The following is a 19,428-nucleotide window of genomic DNA, read 5'->3' on the forward strand; positions in this document are numbered from 1 at the left end:
CATAAATGGATTCTTCTCTTAGTACTTTATCGAAACTGTTCACAGAAAAATTATTTCGAATTCCTGACTATCAACGCGGTTATTCGTGGGGAAAAAAACAACTCAAAGATTTTTGGACCGACTTGGATCAGCTCACCGCAGAACAGCGGCACTACACTGGAGTATTGACACTCGAATCGGTCAAAGAGAAAGCATGGGCGAAGTGGGATGATGACGCTTGGGTAATACAGGGAAAGAGCTTTAAACCGTATTTTGTTGTCGATGGGCAACAAAGACTTACGACAATCATCATTCTCCTACAGTGCATTCTTGAGAAAACAAAAGCAGAATTGAAACTTAATTTCAGCACAAAAACAGAAATTCAACAAAAGTTCATTTTTGTACCGAAAACAACTCATCACGGTTCTTATGTATTTGGCTACGCCAAAGACAATCCAAGTTACGAGTGCTTAAAAACTCAAATTCTCGGAAAAACATCAACAAAGTATTCTGCTGGCGAAACAACGATCTACACCAAGAACTTGATAACCGCAAAGGAATTTTTTAGCGAAAAGATTGCAAACCTTTCCCACGCTGAAGTCGAAGCGATATACACAAAGGTTACGCAACGACTACTGTTTAATGTTTTTCATATTGATGAAGAAGTAGATGTTCACGTTGCTTTCGAGACGATGAACAACCGTGGACTTCAACTCTCAAATCTTGAACTGCTAAAAAATAGACTGATATACCTGACCACAAAATTAGGTGAGGGTCAAAGCAACATAGAAACAACCAGAAAAACAATTAATGATTGCTGGAAAACCGTTTACTACTTTCTCGGAAAAAACTCAAAACACTCACTAAATGACGATTATTTACTTTTCGTTCATTTTGTAATTTATTTTGGTCAGAAAGTACTAATTTTAAATCCCAAACTATTCGAATCAGGTTTTCATTTAGCTCATAGACACGATTTCTATAAGGACTATCTGCTAGAGCAAGAGTTCAACGTTAGAAGAATATATGCAACAAAATCAGAAGAACGACTTAGTTCAACTGCGCTTTTAAATTATGCATTAGATTTAAAGCGAGTATCCGAAAATTTCTACGCACTGTCATTTCCAGAAGATAGCAAGTATTCTGAACCTGTCAAACTATGGCTAGAGCGTTTGAAACGACTTAGAGGCGTATCAAACTCTAGGGAGGTTATGGTTGCCACTTTGCTTTTTCTTCCGCAGTTCAAAGATGATGCCTCTAGAGTCGGATTTTTAGAATTGGTTGAGAAATACTTTTTTGTATCTAATCTATTGCCATATGGCTTTAGACGGAAGAATAAACCCGCCAAAATTGCGGAAGAGCTTGTCAAGTTGGTCTCCAGGAAAACCGGTTTAGAAGAATTTACCAAGATCATAAAAAATGATATAGATTCTTGGCTCAAACTTCCTGACTTCAAAAATGCCCTACTTAATGGTCTTGGTGAGTCCTCCTACTATGGATGGAGTGACATAAAGTACTTTCTTTTTGAGTACGAGGTTTACCTAAAGGACAAGGTAAAGAGGAAAACAGAAAAAATTGTATGGGACGATTTTTTAAAGAATAACTTCGATGAAGACCATGCGAGTATTGAGCATATTCTTCCTCAAACTATTTCATTTCCATACTGGAAAGATGCGCTCAAAGGTTACGATGCCAAGAAATTGAAAAAACTAAAAAACTCGCTTGGAAACCTTGTTGCGATATCTAGTCCACGTAATTCTTCTTTGCGCAACAAACCTTTTCCGGAGAAAAAAGGAACAAAAGATCAAAAGACAGGTTATTTGTTCGGTAGTTATAGTGAAAATGAAATTGCACTTAATCAAAATTGGGGGCCAGTCGAGATTTTGGAACGCGGAATCCGTTTGTTGGATTTCATGGAACTACGATGGAAAATTGATCTAGGTGATAGGCTGGAAAAGAAAAGGCTCTTAGGCTTGGACTTTATGGCTTAAGCCCGCGGACATATTCATGGAACGATGGCGTTGCTAAAGAAAATTGGAGTCTTTGTCTCTTCATCTACGAAATTGAGCGTACGCGGGTAGATTTACACCCATTCGTTTAAATTGCTTCAAAGACCGCTAAGCTGAGTCTTGCCCATGCATCCCCAATCCATCCTCCACTTCTGGTTCGAAGAGCTAACCGCCAAGCAGCACTTCGTCAAAGACGCCGCGCTGGACGAAACCATTCGCGCGCGATTTGGCGAGACGCTGGAGGCGGCGGCGCGATGTGAGCTGTTTGCGTGGCGCACAACCGCAGAGGGGCGGCTGGCGGAGATCATCGTGTTGGACCAGTTCTCGCGCAACGTGCACCGCGACACGCCGCGCGCCTTTGCGCAGGACGCGCTGGCGCTGGTGTTGGCGCAAGAGCTGGTGGCCAGTGGGCAGGACCGCAGCCTGCCGGTGGCGCAGCGCATCTTTGCCTACATGCCCTACATGCACAGCGAGTCCGCGCTGGTGCATGCGCAGGCCGTGACGCTGTTTGCGCAGCCGGGCATGGAATACAACCTGGACTACGAGCAGCGCCACAAAGCCATCATCGACCGCTTTGGCCGCTATCCCCACCGCAACACGATTCTGGGGCGAAGCTCCAGCGTCGAAGAGCTGGCGTTTTTGAGCGAGCCGGGGTCTTCGTTCTAGGCTTGCGCCTTATATCTGCTACGCTTTTAGTAGCTGTTAGCGCATATTCTACGGGGGCTAGAGGCTGATTTGACACATAAACAAGGCGCTCCGGTAAACTCCTAGCCATGCGCCCGTCCCAAGCCCTCCGCCAGCACCGCGAAGCCGTCTGCCTTGCTGCAGCACGCTATCGCGTGGCCAACCCGCGGGTCTTTGGCTCCGCATTGCGCGGGGATGACCGCGATGGCAGCGATCTGGACCTGTTGGTAGAAGCATTGCCTGGCACCACGCTGCTGGATTTGGGCGGTTTGCAAGACGAACTGCAGGAATTGCTGGGCGTGTCGGTCGATGTGCTCACCCTCAAAGACCTGCCAGCCAAGTTCCGCGACATCGTCGCCCAGGAAGCCCGGCCTGTATGACCGTGAACCGGTTAGCAGACTATCTGGACCACATGCGCCAAGCGATTGCTGACGCGCAATCGTTCACCGAGGGCATGGCTCAGGCCGATTTTGAGCAAGACAAGCGCACCCAGCAGGCGGTGGTCATGAGTCTGATCGTTCTGGGCGAAGCAGCAACCAAGGTGATGGATCAGCATCCTGCTTTTGCCGAACAACACAAGCAAATCCCCTGGCGCAGTATGCGAGGCATGCGCAACCGCATTGCCCACGGCTACTTCGACATCAACCTTGAAGTAGTTTGGGACACGGTGCAAACAGCACTGCCTGTGCTGAAAGGCCAACTCGACGCCTTACCAACGGTGTCGCAGTAGCCGCACAAGGCGCTCTGCTACCCCGCCTCAAAGTCAATAAACCCGCGCTCCACGTTGGTGGCCACCAGCCGCACGCGGACCTTGTCGCCCACGCGCAGCGCGCTTGCGCCGCGCAGCAGCTTGCCTTCGGCGGGCGGGTTCAGCAGGCGCACCCACATGCCATCGGCCGCGCTGCCGGTGACGATGGCGTCAAAGCGCTGGCCGATGCGGGATTCGAGCAGCAGCGCGGCTTCGGACTTGCGCATTTGGCGCTCCACCTTTTGCGCCGCATCTTCCTGGCGGGTGCAGTGCTGGGCCAGTTCGTCCAGCTCGGCATTCGAATACGGGGGCGGCTCCTTCGCCAGCGTGGCCTTGAGCAGGCGCGCGGTGATGAGGTCGGGGTAGCGCCGGTTGGGCGCGGTGGAGTGGGTGTAGTCGCTCACAGCCAAACCAAAGTGGCCCACGGGCGGGTCACCGGGGGTCTCCAGCACGTATTCGCCCCGCCCCATGAGTTTGACGATGACCAGCGACAGATCGGGAAAGCGCAGCGGGTCAGCCCGGCGGCGCTTGGCCAAGAAGTCTTCCAGCGCTTTGGAGTCCGGCTCGTTGGGCAGCACCTCGCCATATTCCTTGGCCACGCCCACGATGCGCAGCCATCGCTCAGGTGAGCGCACCACGCGCCGCAGCGACGCAACGCCCCGCCCCGCCAGGTAGTGCGCGGTGCAGGTGTTGGTGGCAATCATCACCTCTTCAATCAGCTGACGGGCGCGGTTGTGTTCTTGCAGGTGAATGTCGGACACGCGTTCACCCTCAAACACCACGCGGGGCTGAAAGCTTTCAAACTCCAGCGAGCCCGCGCTGTGGCGGCGCGCGCGCAGCTGCTGGGCCAGCGCATCTTGCGTGCGCAGCTGCGCGTCCATGCCGGGCACGGCCGCCGCAGCCGCGGGCAGGTCGCCCTGCCCATCCAGCCAGGCGCTGACGGCGTCGTATGCCAGCTTGGCCTGGTTGCGCACCCGGGCGCGGTAGACGGTGGAGCCGGCCAGCGAACCATCGGGGTTGAAGACCATCTCGGTCACCATGGCCAGGCGGTCCTGGTGGGGGTTGAGCGAGGTAAGGTCGGTGGACAGGCGCTCGGGCAGCATGGGGAAGATGCGCGCCGAGGTGTAGACCGAGGTGGTGTTGGTGCTGGCGTGTTGGTCGATGGGCGTGTCGCGCGGCACCAGGGCGTCCACATCGGCAATGGCCACCCACAGGCGCACACTGCCGTTGGGCAGGGCTTCGGACACGGTGAGTTGGTCCAGGTCCATCGAGTCGTCGTTGTCGATGGAACACCACAGCAAGGCGGTGAGGTCGTGGATGGCGGGGTCTGCGCTGGCACCGGTGGCGGCAATGCCGGCCAGCTGGCGCTCCACCGCGGGCGAGAACTCGGGCAGCAGACCGCGCTCGGACATGGCGTGGATGGCGATGCGAACCAGGTCGCTGCGGTGGTGAACATGGGTGTTGGCGTGCATCGTGCCAATATACGCCTGCACTTGCACCCGGGCGCAGAGCGGCTGGCTTGTAAGATCACGGCCTTTGCCAGCCAGGACACGGAGACCGCATGCCCAAAACCAATAACAAACCTTTCGTGATCGGTGTCGCAGGCGGCAGTGGCAGCGGCAAGTCCACGGTGACGCGCGAGGTGTTGGCCTCCATCGGCCCGGAGCTGGCCACGGTGGTGATTCAGGACGACTACTACTGCGACCAAACCCATCTGTCACCCGAAGACCGGCGCAAAACCAACTACGACCACCCCGACGCCTTCGACTGGCCGCTGATGGTGCAGCACGTGCAGGCGCTGCGCCGTGGCGAGTCGATTGAAATGCCCACCTACGACTTCACTCTGGACAACCGCGCCAGCAAGACCATCACCGTGAAGCCCGCGCCGGTGATCGTGATCGAAGGGCTGTTTGCGCTGTTTGATGCGGACCTGCGCAAGATGATGTCACTCAAGGTGTTTGTGGACACGGCGGCAGACGTGCGCTTCATCCGCCGCCTGCAGCGCGACATGGCCGAGCGCAGCCGCAGCGCCGAGAGCGTGATCAACCAGTACCTGGAAACCGTGCGCCCCATGCACAAGCAGTTCATCGAGCCCACCAAGCGCTACGCCGACGTGATCCTGCCCCACGGCGCCAACGGCCCGGCGGTGGACATCATCACCACCAAGGTGAAGACGCTGGTGCGGGATTTGGGGCATGGCTGACACGATGAAAACATTAGGAAGGTTTGCAGGTCTGGCGGCCTTGCTGGTGGCGGGCCTGCTGGCACTGGCTGGCTGCCAAAGGTCTGAGGTTCGATATTCGGAGACCCTGGACCGCAACGCCTTGATGGTCCTGCCGTTTCCCGGTTGGGGGCCAAGCGCCAAAATACAAAGCGTGGACATGTCGGCTTTGGAAAACAACTCCAAGAAATCCGAGACTGCCGCAACACGCGCGGAAGTCACGCCGCTGTTCGTGGTGAAGCTGGACGACACGCATGCGGCGCTGGTTACCCAGGTGCTGCCGGTCGGCGACGATGGTGCGCCCATGGTGTGCCACGCCTGCTCGGGCGCCGTGGGTGCGTATTTCTTCGAACACAGTGCGTCGGGTTGGCGCATGTCGGCCCGGCAGGATGCGGTCTTGGCGAGCGGGGTGGAAGGCGCTCTAGGTAGAACCAAGATCACCAAGCTGGGCGACCAACATTTCGCGTTCACTGCGGAATGGGGAAGCTGCTGGCAAGGCTACTGCGGCACTTGGCTGGATTTTGCGGACCTGCGCATCGACAAGGCGACATCGCAGCCCGGAATCAGGCTGTCGGTGGACAACGATGGTGCCTACGGATCATGCGCCGCATTGGATGCGCCTAAAACCGGAACGCCAGAGGACGATGCCGACCAGGGGCCGCACGAATGTTTGGACATCAAGAGCACGTGGCGCTTCCAGGGCAATCGCCTGCTGGTGGCGTTTGAAGGCCGGCTGAGCCAGTTGGACAAAGCCGGACAGTTGCAACCCACCCAGAAGATTCGGCAACAGGCCATTTACGAAGCCACGCCGGGCAAACTCACGCTGGTCAGCGGCAGCAATCCGGTCCCCGGTTTCTGAACACACCGGCCTTGCAAAGCTGCACCAGCGCCCCTATGTGGGTGCCATGAGCGAAGCCTTGCACATCGTCTGCCCCCATTGCCACACCACCAACCGCGTGCGCGCCGACCAGTTGGGCAGCGCGCCCGACTGCGGCAGCTGCAAGAAGCCCCTGTTCACCGGCAAGCCCGTGGACCTGGACGTGGCCGCGTTTGACAAGCACTTGCAGCGCAACCAGATTCCCCTGCTGGTGGACTTTTGGGCACCCTGGTGCGGCCCCTGCCGCCAGATGGCGCCGCACTATGTGCAGGCTGCAGGCCAGCTGGAGCCGCGCGTGCGCGTGGCCAAGGTAGATACCGAGGCCCACCAGGCCCTGGGTGCGCGCTACCAGATCCGCAGCATTCCCACGGTGGCGCTGTTTGTAAACGGCCGCGAAGTCGCGCGCCAGGCGGGCGCCATGGGTGCCGCCGACATCGTGCGCTGGGTGCAGCAGCACACAGCCCGCTAAACACCGCGCCCAATTCCCCACCCGCGCATACATCAATTTGCAGTAACCCGCCCAGAGTCCGAATATTCCGCGGCTGGTACCTTCCGTTTCCCTTTCACCCACTCACCTTCAAACCATGCTCTTCAATCCCCTCCAAGTCGGCGCCCTCACCCTTCCCAACCGCATCCTGCTGGCGCCGCTGACGCGCACCCGTGCCGATGCCGGCCATATGCCCAATGGGCTAATGGCCGAGTACTACGCACAGCGCGCCACCGGCGGCCTGCTGATCACCGAGTGCACCATGGTTGCACCCGGCACCTCGGCCTTCATCAACGAGCCCGGCATTTACAACGACGCGCAAATCGCTGCCTGGAAGCAAGTCACGCAGGCCGTGCACGCCAAGGGCGGACGCATCTTCATGCAGATCTGGCACGCCGGCCGCGCCGCGCACCCGGACATCAACGACGGTGAGCCCATCGTGTCGTCCAGTGCCACCGCGGTCGAAGGCGACATCCACACGCCGAACGGCAAGGTGCCGCACGCTGTGCCGCGCGCACTGGCGGCCGAAGAGATTCCAGCCATCGTCGCAGCCTTTGCTCAGGGCGCCAAGAACGCCATCGCCGCCGGCTTTGACGGTGTGGAAGTGCACGGCGCCAATGGCTACCTGATTGACCAGTTCCTGCGCGACAGCCCCAACCAGCGCACGGACGCCTACGGTGGCTCGCTGGAGAACCGCGCGCGCTTCCTGTTTGAAGTGCTGACCGCCGTGACCGCGGCCATTGGCGCGGACAAGGTGGGCCTGCGCCTGTCGCCACTGAACAGCTACAACAGCATGAAGGACAGTGACCCGCTGGCCTTCATCGGCTTCCTGGCCGACAAGCTCAACGCGTTCAACCTGGCCTACCTGCATGTGATGCGCGCCGACTTCTTTGGTGCACAAAAGGGCGATGTGTTGACCGTGGCGCGCGAAAAATACAAGGGTGTACTCATCGGCAACATGGGCTACACCGGCGAAGAGGCCGAGGCGGCCATTGCTGCCGGTAAGCTGGACGCTGTAGCCTTTGGCACGTCCTTCCTGGCCAACCCGGACCTGCCCGCGCGCATCAAGACCAAGGCCCCACTGAACACACCGGACCAAAACACCTTCTACACCCCCGGCGCCAAGGGCTATACCGACTACCCAGCGCTGTAAGACCGGCGCATCCCCGTCTTGCCAAGTGGCGCCGCGGTTGCAATACTGCGGCGTCTGAACAAGGGGATGCCATGGTGAGGGTGGAATTTGCGTCCAGCTTGCGGCGCCACGTGGAATGCGCGCCGCAGCAGGTAGCCGAAGGCAGCTTGCGCGCGGTGCTCCACGCGGCCCTGACGGCGGCACCCGATCTGGGCCACTATGTCTTTGACGACCAGGGCAACGTGCGCAAGCACGTGGCCGTGTTTGTGAACAAGACCCTGGTGACAGACCGTGAAGACCTCAGCCAGCCCATCGCCAACGGCGACAGCGTGCTGGTGATTCAGGCCCTGAGCGGCGGCTGACCCCGCACGCAACACACCATGGAGACGTCATGATGCAAACCCTTTTGGTAGCCAGCCGCAAAGGCTTGTTTGTGGTGCGCGGCCAAGGCACACAGTGGGCGGTGGAGGGCCACCATTTTGCGGGCGACCCGGTGACGCAGGTGCTGGCAGACCCGCGCAACGGCCACTGGTACGCGGCGCTGCGCATGGGCCACTTTGGCGTGAAACTGCGCAAGAGCACTGACCAGGGTGCCACCTGGGCCGACATCGCCGCCCCGGCCTTCCCCCCCAAGCCCAAAGACGGCCCAATGGCCGCAGACCCCACGCCCTGGAATGTGGACTTGGTGTGGGCCCTGACACCGGGCGGCGCTGCGGAGCCTGGCACGCTGTGGGCTGGCTGCATGCCGGCTGGCTTGTTCAAGTCGGAAGATGGTGGGCACAGCTGGGCGCTGAACACCGCGCTGTGGGAAGACCCGCGCCGCCCAGGCTGGTTTGGTGGGGGCAATGACTTTCCCGGCATGCATTCGGTGCTGGTGGACCCGCGCGATGCGCGGCACATCACCGTGGCGATTTCATGTGGCGGTGTATGGCAAACCCAAGACGCGGGCGCCACTTGGGTATTGACGGCAGCGGGCATGACCGCGGACTACCTGCCCGCAGACAGTGCGGAAGACCAGAACACCCAGGACCCGCACCGCATGGTGCAGTGCGCCGCACAGCCCGATGTGCTGTGGGTGCAACACCACTGCGGGATCTACCGCTCCACCAACGGCGGGTTGCGCTGGACGGGCATTGCCGCGCCGGCACCGTCAGGGTTTGGGTTTGCGGTGGCCTGCGACCCCAAGGATCCGAAGCGCGCCTGGTTTGTACCTGCCAAGGCGGACACCCACCGCTACGCGGTGGACGGCAAGATGGTGGTGAACCGCACGGACGATGGTGGGAAAACGTTCAAGACCTTCAGCGCAGGCCTGCCACAGAACCACGCCTACCATCTGGTCTACCGCCATGGCGTGGAGCTGGCGCCGGACGGACACACGCTGGCCATGTCGTCCACCACGGGTGGACTGTGGATCAGCACCGACGCGGGCGAGCACTGGCACGGTGTGAGCCAGGACTTGCCGCCCGTCGCGGCGCTGGGTTGGGTTTAGATGCCTTCGTGGCGGTCCGCTGCGGCGAACAGGTCGCGGGCGAAATCCGGATCGGTGCGCTGCAGGGTCGCGGCAAAGGAGCGCAGTGCTTCGGCTTCTTCAAAGGCAGTTTGAGCAGGCGCTTGCGCTGGGGCGGGGGCAAAAGCGGTGTGCCAGATGGCCAGGGCCAGATGTTGGCCTGCCACCAGCAGCTCCCGAACCGATGCGCCCACGGTGGGTTGCTCGTTCTTGGGTAAAGAAAGGGCATTCAAAGTAGTGCTGGTCATAGGGTTCTCCTGTAAAACACTGTCGTGTTGCACCGCAGTATAGGGTAAACCCTAGTCTCAATACAAGGGTTTACCCTAATAACAACAGTTTTACCTACGCTTCGCCATGACCGAACTTCAACTCCGCACCGTCAATTCCAACGTACACAGCGTGCACCTGCCCAACGGCACCCATGTGGGCAACCTCAAGCGCATAGGGCTGGTGTGGAAATTCAAAGCAGTGGGCTACGACGCAGCCGGCGCCGTGGAGCCCGGGGGTGGGCCGCTGACCGACCAGCACAACATGGCGTTTGAAGCGCCCGACGCGGAGGCTGTGAGCCTGCGCCTGGGACCCCATGTACAAAGCTGAGTGCCAACGCCGGTCATCCAAGTGCGTTACCCTCGCCGCCTCACCTACACGGCATGACAAGGACCCCTTCATGAAAAAACTCAACGTCACCATCAAACTCGAAATGTCCGTCCCCGACGACTGGGCGCTGGTCGAGACATCGGAAGGCACCCCCGTGCTGAGCCTGCCCAACGGCCAATTTCTGGACATGGCCATCGAACCCCTGTTCTCCGCTGATCCCGAAGACACCTGGAGCAGCACGGACAGCGAAGACGAGCTCAACGACATCCTGGACATGGTGGAAAGCGAAGAAGTGTCCTACGAGTTTGTGACGCACTAAGCCCCAGCCCCATGGCCCAACCCGACTACAGCCCTTCGGCCGAACGCAACAAGCAACCTATTTTGGAGGTGCTGCAACAGCTGCTGCCTGCACAAGGCCGCGCGCTGGAAATTGCCTCGGGCACGGGCCAGCACGTGGTGTGGTTTGCGCAGCACCTGCCGCAATGGACCTGGCAACCCACCGAGGTGCACCGTGGCGCGCTCTACAACATTGAAGTGCGTGCCACCGAAGCGGACCTGGCCAATGTCGACATCGCAGTGGGGCTGGACGTTTGCAAGGAGCCCTGGTTTCCCGCGGACAGCGAGCAAGCCGGCCCCTACAACCTGGTGCTGTGTATCAACATGCTGCATATCGCCCCCTGGGCGGCCTGCGGCGCGCTGATGCGCGGTGCGGCGCAATGCCTGGCGCCGGGTGGCGTGCTGGTCACCTACGGCCCCTACTTTGAAGCGGACGTGGTGCCCACACAGAGCAACTTGGACTTTGACCAGAGCCTGCGTGCACATGACCCGAGCCACGGCATCCGCCAGCTGGCAGATGTAGTGCAAGAGGCCGAATGTGCGGGCCTGCGCCTGCAGTCACGCCACGCACTGCCCGCCAACAACCTGCTGCTGGTCTGGGGCCGGGTGTAAGAACGCCGGGCCACCACCGACCAATGGGTAACCACTGCAAGGAACCGCCATGCCCCATCTGCCCACCCTACGTTCAAATGCCATCAACCTGAGCAAAAGCAAGCTTCTGCTGCTGGCGGGGGCCATGGTCCTGGCCGCGCTGTACTTCAGCCCCAGCGCGAGTGCGGAGAAAGCTACCGTACTGCCCAGTCCTTCGGCGGAGGTAGTGGCCGCCCTACCCGCTCCCGCCAAGGAGCGTGAAACCGCAGTCTTTGCGGGTGGCTGCTTCTGGGGTGTGCAGGCCGTGTTTCAGCACACCAAGGGCGTGCTCAACGCCGTGTCCGGCTACGCGGGAGGGTCATCAGCGGATGCGGAATACAACCGGGTGAGCAGCGGCAGTACCGGCCATGCCGAGGCAGTGCAAATCACCTACGACCCGCGCCAGATCAGCTACGCGCAGCTCTTGCAAATCTATTTCTCGGTGGCGCACGACCCCACACAGCTCAACCGCCAGGGGCCGGACTCCGGCACGCAGTACCGATCGGCCATCTTCTTCCAGGACCCCGCGCACAAGACTGTGGCAGAGCGCTATGTGGCCCAATTGGAGGCTGCCCATGTGTTCTCCAGCAAGATCGTCACCCAGCTCAACCCCTTGCAAGGCTTTTACCCGGCCGAGGGCTACCACCAAAACTATGCGACGCTGCACCCCGAGTCCGGCTACATCGCCCGCTTTGACCTGCCCAAGATTGCCAACCTGCAGAAGCTGATGCCTGCGGTGTACCGCGCGCAACCGGTGCTGGTGCCGTGAGGCTGGACCGGAATTACAGTCCCAGCGCCTCGAGCACGCGAATGGCCGCGTAGGCGTCATTCGCGGCGTAGACCAACTGCGATTCGGTCAGTTGGGCATTGGCCCAGTTGCTGGTCGCGGCCTTTTTGGATTTCATGAAGCGCTGGTTGAACAGCACGGCCACGGCGCCCTTGACGCCCATGTCCTTGCGGTAGCCGCGCTCACGGAAGATGGTGTTGAGTTCCAGAATGCCCTGGGGCTGCACACCCAGCTTCTGAACGATGCGCTTTTTGTCATCCCCCAGCCCAAAGCCGGCCTTGGCAATGCCGACCAGCGCCAGCAACTCGGCCGCCACGGCGCGGCATTCGGGGTCGTGCAGCTGGAACACCCAGGCACGTTCGGTGGTGGCGAGTTGCAGGATGTGCGGCCCATCGGACACCTCACCCACTTTGAAGGTCGGTTTGGACTCGGTATCAAAGCCCCAGGCGCGGGCCTGGGTTAGCGCAGCGTGGGCTTGGTGGGCCTGTGCGCCCGTACTGACCAGGGTGATGCGGTCCAGCCCGAGGCGCTCGAATGGAGGCAATAAGGCAATGGCGTCTTTGTCGGGGGTGGGGTGGCGTTCCTGCATGGGGCGTATCATCGCCCACCCGCCCGTATTGGCCCAGGACACCCATGAAAAAGACTTTCCCCCTCGCCGTAGAAGGCAAACACCCCGACCGCCTGCTGGAAGCCACCAAGCACGAAATCCGCAAATACATTCAGCGTGAACGCCGCCGCGACCTGCCCAAGGGCGTGGACTTCTGGGACTTCGATTGCAAGTTTGGAGCCAACGCAGACAGCGCGGTGGTGGTCCATCTGGCCGAGATCACGCCCCTGATCGACGCCCTGGTCAAAGACGGCGGCACCCAGTTCTACGTGGAAATTCTGGCCAAGCACGGCATCCGCAAACCCCGTGACCCGGCCGACGCGCCTACGTTGAAGAACTTCTTCGACGAGGAAGAGTAAGCGCCTAGGCGCCAGTTGCGGCGTACCAGTTCACCCGGCGTGTTCCCAGCATGAAGGCTGCGAGCACCAGGAACAGCAACAGCGAGCCCAGCAACAAGGCGTTCTGCTCGGATTGCAGGATGCCAAACAGCGCTGCATACAACGTCGCCATGGCCGTGCCCAGACCCGTGGCACGCCACACGTTGTGCAACACCGACGCCAGATAGACGCTCACCAAGGCCACCGAAGCCGTGGCTGCGAGCCCATAGGCCATTGCAAACACGATGTGCTCGGACAAGCTGGTCAACAGCAAAAAGAACACCGCCTGCGCCAGCCCCACCAGCAGGTACTGGATGGGGTGAATGCGCAACTGGCGCAGCTGCTCAAACAGGAAGAAGCAGGCAAAGCTTAGCGCGATGAACAGGAAACCGTACTTGATGGACCGCATGGCCTGCTGGTACACGTCGATAGGCTCGATGAGCTTGACCTGAAACCCCTGCCCTTGCTGGGCTGTGTCCGAAGAGCCTGACGACGCCAGCGCCGTGGTGCTCCACTGCGCGCTGAAACCCGTTTTCTCCACTGACCGGGTGCGTGGCAGGAAGTCCCCACCAAAGCTGGGGTGCGCCCAGTTGCCGGACAGTGCGGCCGTGCTGACCTCGCCCATGGGTACAAACGCAAACGCACTGGTGCCGGCCAATTGCAGGTTCACTGTGAAGGGCAACACCTTGGCATGCCCATCCGTGACCGCTGACCCAGTGGCATGGAAGCCGGTTTTGAAGGCCTCTGCCTCGCTGCCGCGCGCCGTAGTCAGTTCCACACCGCCCAGCACCACGCGCGGTGCACCGGCCAGGCCCCGCGTATCGGCCACACCCAGCGACAGCACAGGCGCGCCCCACTTCAGCGTGGCGTTGGGCCCCAGCATGGGCAGTGCACTGGCCGTGGGGGCGACAAACTGGCCAGTCAACGTGGCATTGAGCTCAAACACCGGTGTGCTGTACAGGCCAAAGGCCCGTTTTTCCACCGTCATCGTGCCCTGCAGGTCCACGGCGGTGGGCTGCGTGATCAGCGTGTGCTGGCGGGTGGCGCGCTTCCAGACCTTCTTGCTCTCGCCATTGACCCAGCCCGAGGCCAGGTCGTCGTACTCTTCTTCCACCTTCACGGTCAGCACCGGCCCCCACAGTTTTTGCTCGCCAGCCGAGCTGGCCGCAATGGCCTGCACAGCCTCTTCTCGGTAACGGGTGCGTTCTTCGATGGTGTGCTCAATCATGGTCAGCGGCAGCCACAGCAATAGGGCCAGCAGGGTGACCAGCACCCCCTTCTGCAGCAGTGTATTTTTCAATGTCAGCTCCTTGGTTTGGGATGGAGCTGGCAGTGTCTCGATCCACCATGAAGGCAGTGTGCGGTTGGCATGAAAACCGCATGAAAACACGGTGCCGGTCTGGCGTAACATCCTCGACTGCAAGTCTCATCCCGAGACCCCACCAAGGAGAGGCCCATGGCCAAAGGCGAACAACGCAGCAACAAGATGGTTAAGAAGCCCAAGAAGGACAGCGCCCCCCCCAAGCCCGGTAGCGTGTCGGACCGCCCCATGCCCCCTATCACCGCGGTCATTCCACGCGGCAAAGAAAAAAAATAAGCCTTTGCGCAGTGCAGCCCAACCATTGGTTGCACAAATGCGCAAGGGCTTTACACGCTGGACACCTGGACGGGGGACTATGCAAGCTCCTTCACTTCCATAGGCTACTTTATGAAATCCACCGCCATTGTGTGCGCCATCGTCGTCGCCAGCATGGGGTTCAGCTCCCTGTCGCAGGCGGAGGGCCGTGGCCGACACGGGCCGGACGACGAACGCTGGAGCCAGCAGGACCGGGGGCGCCACGACAACGGGCGTGGCGATGACCGCGACGAGCGTCGGGATGACCGACGCGACGACCGCCGTGATGGCCGATGGGACAACCATTGGGATGGCCACCCCGGTTACTACGGCGCCCGTGGACCCGACTTCCGCCGCGGCGGCCACCTGCCCTATGAATACCGCCGCCCGGTGTATGTGGTGAACAATTACTACGGCCACCACCTGCCACCACCACCCCGTGGCCACCAGTGGGTGCAGGTAGGCGCCGATTACGTGCTGATTGCCATTGCCACCGGCATCATTGCGCAGATCATTTTGAACCAGTGATCTGGCGCAGCAGGGCGTAGGCCACGCCCGCAAGCGACAACACCCCAACCACCAGCACCGCCCACAACAGGGCGGTGCGCAGGGTGATGCCATTGGGCAACAAGGCAGCGGCCCATACATGGGGTGCGTCGGGTGCATCGGCCCGCACTTGCTGCACCGCGACAGCAGGCAACTCGGCCAGCTTGGCGGGTGACACCGATCCCAGCAATGCGACGTCGACCGCCGCAGCTGCCGTGTTGGCACGCCCCACGGCCAGCGTGAACGGCCCTGGGCCGGAGGCCAAAAAAGCCACCTGCAAGGGAGCGAACTCCACGCTGGCTTGCAAGCTGCTGGCCGCCAAAGCTTGGCCATTACTGGCCTCCACCCGCAAGCCACGCACCGAAGCGCCCTGCAGTGCCACCGGCGGGTTGCTGCTGCCTTGCCCCACCGTATCCAGCCGGTACACCACGGTGGATGTCAGCGTGCGCCACAACTGCGTGGCATCCGCGCGACCCGAGATGCGCAATGGCAGCAAGGTGTTGTCTTGTGCGGCCTGCAGGTGCAAGGCTGCAATGGGCGTGGCAAATGGCAAGTCCCAGCTGAGGCCGTTGCCGTCAGGCGTGCCAGCCGGCAAGGCGGCGCGCACGCGCGGCAGCACTGCCGTTTGCGGCGCCACGCGGCCGGTGATGGCGGCAACCTTCACCCCGCTCTGCCCCGCCCAGCTCAGGCGCAGGTAGCGGCCTTGCGGGTTCAGTGGCTGCTGCAGCTCCAGTGTGCTGCTGATGGGCGCATCGGCACCCTCAAAGCGAAACAGCGGCCCCTTCACCGGCACAGGACGCCAGTCCTGCAAATCCTCGCTGCTCGCCAGCGCCATCTGCACCAGCGCATTGCGCGGCAGCTCAGCCTTGATGTCCAGTGCGGCCAGCGCATGCTTTTCGGCCCGGGTGTCAAACAGTGCGGCCTGCAGGGGCTGCGCGTCGTCCGGCAGTGGCGCGGCTTTAGCACCCCACTGCACCCAGGCACTGCCATCGGCAGACACGCGCACCTCCATGGCGCCGCGCACCGGTTTGGCACCGGCAGCGGTGGCAAACAACGGGTAGGCGGTGTACGCGCGGGTTTGCACCACCGGCGCACTGCGCTCCAGATCGGCCGGGCGCAGCAGCGCGTAGGGCACCACCATGCCATCGGCGTTGAACACGCGCAGGTCCTGCGCGGCACTGCTTTGCATGCGCAACAGCGCCTCTACAGGCACCTCGGCCCGCACCAGGCTGCTTCCGGCGGGCAGGGCCAGCGTGCCGCGCCAGGCAAACTCGGCGGGTGCCACAGCGTCGGCGGCCAAGGCCAGCACCGCCGTCATCGAGGCCAGCAGAGCGACCCATAGGGCGCGCGCCGTCATGCCACCACCTCCTCGTCTTCCACCGCAACGCGGGCTGGTGGAATAGGTGCAAAGTAGCCCACCACCAGCATCATCACGCCCACAGCGATAAAAGCCACGATGCGCTCCGACCCACCGCGGTTGCTAAGGTCCACCAGGAAAAGCTTGGCCACGGTGAGCCCGAGCAGGGCCGCGCCGCCCATCCACACCGGTCGCGCATGGCGGCGGTGGGCCACCAGCATCAGGCCCAGGGCCAACAGCGTCCACAGGATGGAGTAGCCAGCCTGCACCAGGAAGGATTCGAACAGGCGCTCCGCATCCCAGGGCACAGCGGCATAGTGGTGCGCCACGCGCAGCCACACTGTGTTCAGCGCCACAAAGCCCAGGCCGGCCAGCACCAGCGTCCAGCGTGCATGGCCTACCCAGGTGGGCACGGCCAAGTCACTCTGGCGTAGGCGGGTCAGCCACAGGGCGCAGGCCAACAAGGCGAGCGCCACGGTGACGTCGGTCGGATTCAGCAACGGCACATAGGGCAAGGGGCGCGCATTGCCGTTGGACGACACGGCCACCAACAAGGCCCCCAGCCCCACCGCCACGGCCAGCGGCACCGCGCCATGCCACAGATAGTCCAGCGCAAAGCGGTTCAGCGGCCAGGCTTGGCGCACGCGGCTGCCCGCGTCGTACAGGCTGCGCGCGCACAGCGCCAGCAGCACCAGCACACTGGCCACCAGGAAGATGACGGCCGCCCACGAGGTGCCCTGCAGCTGCGCCTGTTGCACAGCCCAGACCAACAGATTACCGACGAGCAGCGCCACCAGCCACACACCGCCGGTGTGCACCGCGCGCCACCAGCGTTGAGGCGCCAGGGCGTCCAGATTTCGGAGCGTGGCAAAGTGCAGCAGCAAGGCCACCGGCCAGACCAGCCAGCCCCAGACCTGGAACACGTGGTCCAGCGACACAATGCCGTCCAGCGCAAACAGCACCATCAGCGGCAGAGAGAACCACGCCGGCGTGGCCGCAATGGCCCAGGGCTTGGCCCGTGTGGGCAGGGAAAACCGGTGTGCCACCCAGGCGCTGACCAACCAACCCAGCATCTCCAGGTGCGACTGCATATTCGTGCTCAGCACCGGCGCCCAGTTGCCATCGCCCCCCGGTGCCGCGCGCTCGATGTCATGCACCAGCGCAAACTGCCACCAGGCAAAGCCCACCCAGAACAACAGGGGTGAAATCTTGTGTTCCACCTTGGCCAGCAGCAAGCTGGCGCCCGAGGCGCTCTGGGCGGACTCGGTGGCAAAACGCGTCCAGTGCGCCAGCGCCAGGGCCGATGCTGCCAGTAGCACGGCGCCGATGAAAGCGGGATTAGCAATGGGCCAGGTGCTTGCGTGCATCTGGTCCAGCCCGTTCAGGTAGCTGCCTGCGGCCAGCACCTGCAGCACCAGCCCGGCCAGGCGCGCCAGCCAGCGGCCCTGGCGCTGCCCCATCCAGTAGACGGCAGCCCCTTCGGCGGCCCAGACGGCGCTGGTCCAGCGCGCATCCAACGCCAGCGGCACCGCCAGCGTGACAAAGCCCAGACCCAGCACCGCAAAGCATTCGGCCAGCCACTGGCCCACAGCCTGGTTGGCGCCCTGGCGCTTCACGGCCCACCAGCCCAAGCCCAGGTACAGGGCCCCCAGCGCCAGCGACGAGAAGGCGGTGGCGTATTCGATGTCTTTCACCAGCGCGGCCTGCAACCCAAAGGCCACCAGCGGCGTGCCGAAGACCAGCGTGGCGTCCACCGCCTGCTTGGGGGCTAGCGAATGGCGCGTGGCGTACAACACACTCGCCAGCAGGTAGATGCAGAAGAAGCCGACGAGGAAAGGCTCGGTGCTGGCAAAGTGCTCTGGCTGGTACTTGAGTGCCCCCCAGGCCGTGGCGACGCCAAAGGTGGCAAAGAAGCCCAGCAGGTTCAGCGGGCGCCAGGCACGCAGCCAGGCCACCGCCACGATGGCCAGGTTCAGGATCAGGTAGTAGCTGAACAGGCCCACATGGCTGCCCTGCCCCGTGGACACCAGAATGGGAGCCGCAAACGCACCCGCAAAGCCGATGAAGGCCATGGGCATGGCGTTTTGCAATAAGGCAATGGCGGTGGAGAACGCGCACACCAGCGCGAGCACGCCAAACGCCGCGCCCGCGGGCAGAAACTGGTAGAGCCGGAAGGCGGCAAACACCGTGAGGTAGAGCACAGCCACACCCGCGCCCTGCAGCGTCAGCGCGTAGGCCTGCTTGTCGGGCTGGCGGCCGCGCAGGCGAAAGCCAAACACCAACAAGGCGATGCCGAAGGCGCCAATGGCGGCCAGGCGCAGCTCCGGCGGCAGTAGCGCGTTGTCCACCGCAAACTTGGCCAGGAAGGCCAGGCCCACAAACAGCACCAGCACACCGGCGCGCACGATGGTGTTACCCCCCAGCAGCCAGCCCTTGGCCTGGTCCACCAGACGCATCAGCGCATCGGGCGGCTCTGCCACCCATTCGGCGGGCTCGGGCAATTCGGCGGTCTGGTTGCGGGCTACGGCTGAAGGAGTGATAGGGGCCGCTCGCACCATGGCTGGCGCAGGGGTCGGCACCGTGTCCACCGCATCTAAAAACTCGTCGGGTTCGTTGGGGTCCAGCAGCGCGCGTGGCGCAGCGGCCGGCACGAAAGGCGGTGTGTTCCGCACCGCGTCCGCCTCGGTACGCGCGGGCGCTGCTGCTTGCACAGCCACAGGGGCATCCGGCGCCTGGCGCTGGGCGGCGATCTCGTTGCGCACCGCACGGCGCAGGGTCCAGCCAGCAAGGGCGCCCAGGATGGCACCGGCAAACAGGCCAAGGCCTTCGTCGTATTGCACCGTGAGGTAGCCAATGACGGCCCCCCAAATCACACCCCATAGCACCATGCTGCTGCTCCCTTGTAGTCGTTGTCTGTCTCTGTGGCGGGTCA

General features: G+C 61.7%; 23 protein-coding genes. 17 read left to right on the forward strand and 6 right to left on the reverse strand.

Translation table 11 applies throughout. The annotated features are described in order from the left end of the window. Positions 1-5: 5 nt before the first annotated feature. The 4 genes from AC07OE_RS07800 to AC07OE_RS07815 all read left to right on the forward strand — a co-directional run bounded on the left by AC07OE_RS07800 (position 6) and on the right by AC07OE_RS07815 (position 3,402). Positions 6-1,970, forward strand: coding sequence for a DUF262 domain-containing protein (locus tag AC07OE_RS07800; protein ID WP_495069989.1), 1,965 nt, complete (start codon positions 6-8; stop codon positions 1,968-1,970). A 144-nt stretch (positions 1,971-2,114) separates the two neighbouring features. Then, positions 2,115-2,654 (forward strand): DUF924 family protein, encoded by a 540-nt coding sequence (locus tag AC07OE_RS07805; protein ID WP_495069990.1) that lies wholly within the window; start codon positions 2,115-2,117, stop codon positions 2,652-2,654. A gap of 107 nt (positions 2,655-2,761) precedes the next feature. Further along, the gene (locus tag AC07OE_RS07810) at positions 2,762-3,052 is read left to right on the forward strand and encodes a nucleotidyltransferase family protein (RefSeq protein ID WP_495069991.1); all 291 of its coding nucleotides are present in this window, start codon (positions 2,762-2,764) and stop codon (positions 3,050-3,052) included. Then, complete coding sequence (locus AC07OE_RS07815) at positions 3,049-3,402, forward strand: HepT-like ribonuclease domain-containing protein (RefSeq protein WP_495069992.1); 354 nt, start codon at positions 3,049-3,051, stop codon at positions 3,400-3,402. The genes AC07OE_RS07810 and AC07OE_RS07815 overlap by 4 nt, the downstream gene beginning before the upstream one ends. Before the next feature lie 17 nt (positions 3,403-3,419). On the opposite strand, the gene AC07OE_RS07820 is transcribed toward AC07OE_RS07815, so the two are convergent. Next, positions 3,420-4,892 carry an RNB domain-containing ribonuclease gene (locus AC07OE_RS07820; protein ID WP_495069993.1) on the reverse strand — a complete coding sequence of 491 codons (1,473 nt, stop codon included), beginning with the start codon at positions 4,890-4,892 and terminating at the stop codon, positions 3,420-3,422. Positions 4,893-4,981: 89 nt separating this feature from the next. On the opposite strand from AC07OE_RS07820, the gene udk reads away from it, so the two are divergent. The 6 genes from udk to AC07OE_RS07850 all read left to right on the forward strand — a co-directional run bounded on the left by udk (position 4,982) and on the right by AC07OE_RS07850 (position 9,626). After that, the gene (gene udk / locus AC07OE_RS07825; protein WP_495069994.1) at positions 4,982-5,623 is read left to right on the forward strand and encodes a uridine kinase; all 642 of its coding nucleotides are present in this window, start codon (positions 4,982-4,984) and stop codon (positions 5,621-5,623) included. Between the two features lie 4 nt (positions 5,624-5,627). Continuing rightward, the gene (locus AC07OE_RS07830; protein WP_495069995.1) at positions 5,628-6,500 is read left to right on the forward strand and encodes a hypothetical protein; all 873 of its coding nucleotides are present in this window, start codon (positions 5,628-5,630) and stop codon (positions 6,498-6,500) included. A gap of 46 nt (positions 6,501-6,546) precedes the next feature. Beyond that, complete coding sequence (trxC, locus tag AC07OE_RS07835) at positions 6,547-6,987, forward strand: thioredoxin TrxC (RefSeq protein WP_495069996.1); 441 nt, start codon at positions 6,547-6,549, stop codon at positions 6,985-6,987. A gap of 115 nt (positions 6,988-7,102) precedes the next feature. Further along, the gene (locus AC07OE_RS07840; RefSeq protein ID WP_495069997.1) at positions 7,103-8,158 is read left to right on the forward strand and encodes an alkene reductase; all 1,056 of its coding nucleotides are present in this window, start codon (positions 7,103-7,105) and stop codon (positions 8,156-8,158) included. 71 nt (positions 8,159-8,229) lie between these two features. Continuing rightward, positions 8,230-8,499, forward strand: coding sequence for a MoaD/ThiS family protein (locus AC07OE_RS07845; protein WP_495069998.1), 270 nt, complete (start codon positions 8,230-8,232; stop codon positions 8,497-8,499). 29 nt (positions 8,500-8,528) lie between these two features. Next, entirely contained in the window at positions 8,529-9,626 is a 1,098-nt protein-coding gene (locus AC07OE_RS07850; RefSeq protein WP_495069999.1) for a WD40/YVTN/BNR-like repeat-containing protein, read from the forward strand. On the opposite strand, the gene AC07OE_RS07855 is transcribed toward AC07OE_RS07850, so the two are convergent. Next, a complete protein-coding gene (locus AC07OE_RS07855) occupies positions 9,623-9,892 on the reverse strand; it encodes a hypothetical protein (protein ID WP_495070000.1) in 270 nt (89 codons plus the stop codon). The genes AC07OE_RS07850 and AC07OE_RS07855 overlap by 4 nt on opposite strands. A 106-nt stretch (positions 9,893-9,998) precedes the next feature. Between AC07OE_RS07855 and AC07OE_RS07860 the strand changes: the two genes are divergently transcribed. From AC07OE_RS07860 to msrA, 4 genes are all read left to right on the forward strand, one after another. Then, positions 9,999-10,241 (forward strand): hypothetical protein, encoded by a 243-nt coding sequence (locus tag AC07OE_RS07860; protein ID WP_495070001.1) that lies wholly within the window; start codon positions 9,999-10,001, stop codon positions 10,239-10,241. A gap of 70 nt (positions 10,242-10,311) precedes the next feature. Then, a complete protein-coding gene (locus AC07OE_RS07865; RefSeq protein ID WP_495070002.1) occupies positions 10,312-10,560 on the forward strand; it encodes a hypothetical protein in 249 nt (82 codons plus the stop codon). Between the two features lie 11 nt (positions 10,561-10,571). After that, the gene (locus tag AC07OE_RS07870) at positions 10,572-11,189 is read left to right on the forward strand and encodes a DUF938 domain-containing protein (protein ID WP_495070003.1); all 618 of its coding nucleotides are present in this window, start codon (positions 10,572-10,574) and stop codon (positions 11,187-11,189) included. A gap of 49 nt (positions 11,190-11,238) precedes the next feature. Then, positions 11,239-11,976 (forward strand): peptide-methionine (S)-S-oxide reductase MsrA, encoded by a 738-nt coding sequence (gene msrA / locus AC07OE_RS07875; RefSeq protein WP_495070004.1) that lies wholly within the window; start codon positions 11,239-11,241, stop codon positions 11,974-11,976. A 13-nt stretch (positions 11,977-11,989) separates the two neighbouring features. Here the strand turns inward: msrA and AC07OE_RS07880 are convergent, their stop codons facing one another. Beyond that, complete coding sequence (locus AC07OE_RS07880; protein ID WP_495070005.1) at positions 11,990-12,583, reverse strand: 3'-5' exonuclease; 594 nt, start codon at positions 12,581-12,583, stop codon at positions 11,990-11,992. Positions 12,584-12,627: 44 nt separating this feature from the next. Here AC07OE_RS07880 and AC07OE_RS07885 point away from each other — a divergent pair, with 44 nt between their 5' ends. Continuing rightward, a complete protein-coding gene (locus AC07OE_RS07885; RefSeq protein ID WP_495070006.1) occupies positions 12,628-12,960 on the forward strand; it encodes a DUF6172 family protein in 333 nt (110 codons plus the stop codon). Between the two features lie 4 nt (positions 12,961-12,964). Here AC07OE_RS07885 and creD read toward each other — a convergent pair whose 3' ends face one another. Beyond that, positions 12,965-14,278, reverse strand: a complete 1,314-nt coding sequence (creD, locus tag AC07OE_RS07890; RefSeq protein ID WP_495070007.1) for a cell envelope integrity protein CreD — start codon at positions 14,276-14,278, stop codon at positions 12,965-12,967. 156 nt (positions 14,279-14,434) lie between these two features. On the opposite strand from creD, the gene AC07OE_RS07895 reads away from it, so the two are divergent. Together AC07OE_RS07895 and AC07OE_RS07900 are read left to right on the forward strand one after the other, a co-directional pair. Next, entirely contained in the window at positions 14,435-14,575 is a 141-nt protein-coding gene (locus AC07OE_RS07895; RefSeq protein ID WP_495070008.1) for a hypothetical protein, read from the forward strand. A gap of 111 nt (positions 14,576-14,686) precedes the next feature. After that, on the forward strand, positions 14,687-15,121 hold the full coding sequence (locus AC07OE_RS07900; protein ID WP_495070009.1) for an RcnB family protein: 435 nt from the start codon (positions 14,687-14,689) through the stop codon (positions 15,119-15,121). On the opposite strand, the gene AC07OE_RS07905 is transcribed toward AC07OE_RS07900, so the two are convergent. Both AC07OE_RS07905 and AC07OE_RS07910 read right to left on the reverse strand, forming a co-directional pair. After that, positions 15,105-16,496, reverse strand: coding sequence for a DUF3999 family protein (locus AC07OE_RS07905; RefSeq protein WP_495070010.1), 1,392 nt, complete (start codon positions 16,494-16,496; stop codon positions 15,105-15,107). The two genes, AC07OE_RS07900 and AC07OE_RS07905, sit on opposite strands and share 17 nt — an antisense overlap. Further along, positions 16,493-19,384: a DUF2339 domain-containing protein gene (locus tag AC07OE_RS07910; RefSeq protein ID WP_495070011.1), complete on the reverse strand. Its 2,892-nt coding sequence runs from the start codon at positions 19,382-19,384 to the stop codon at positions 16,493-16,495. Before AC07OE_RS07910 ends, AC07OE_RS07905 begins: the two co-directional genes overlap by 4 nt. Between the last annotated feature and the right edge of the window lie 44 nt (positions 19,385-19,428).

The organism is Rhodoferax sp. GW821-FHT09E07 (assembly GCF_059416145.1).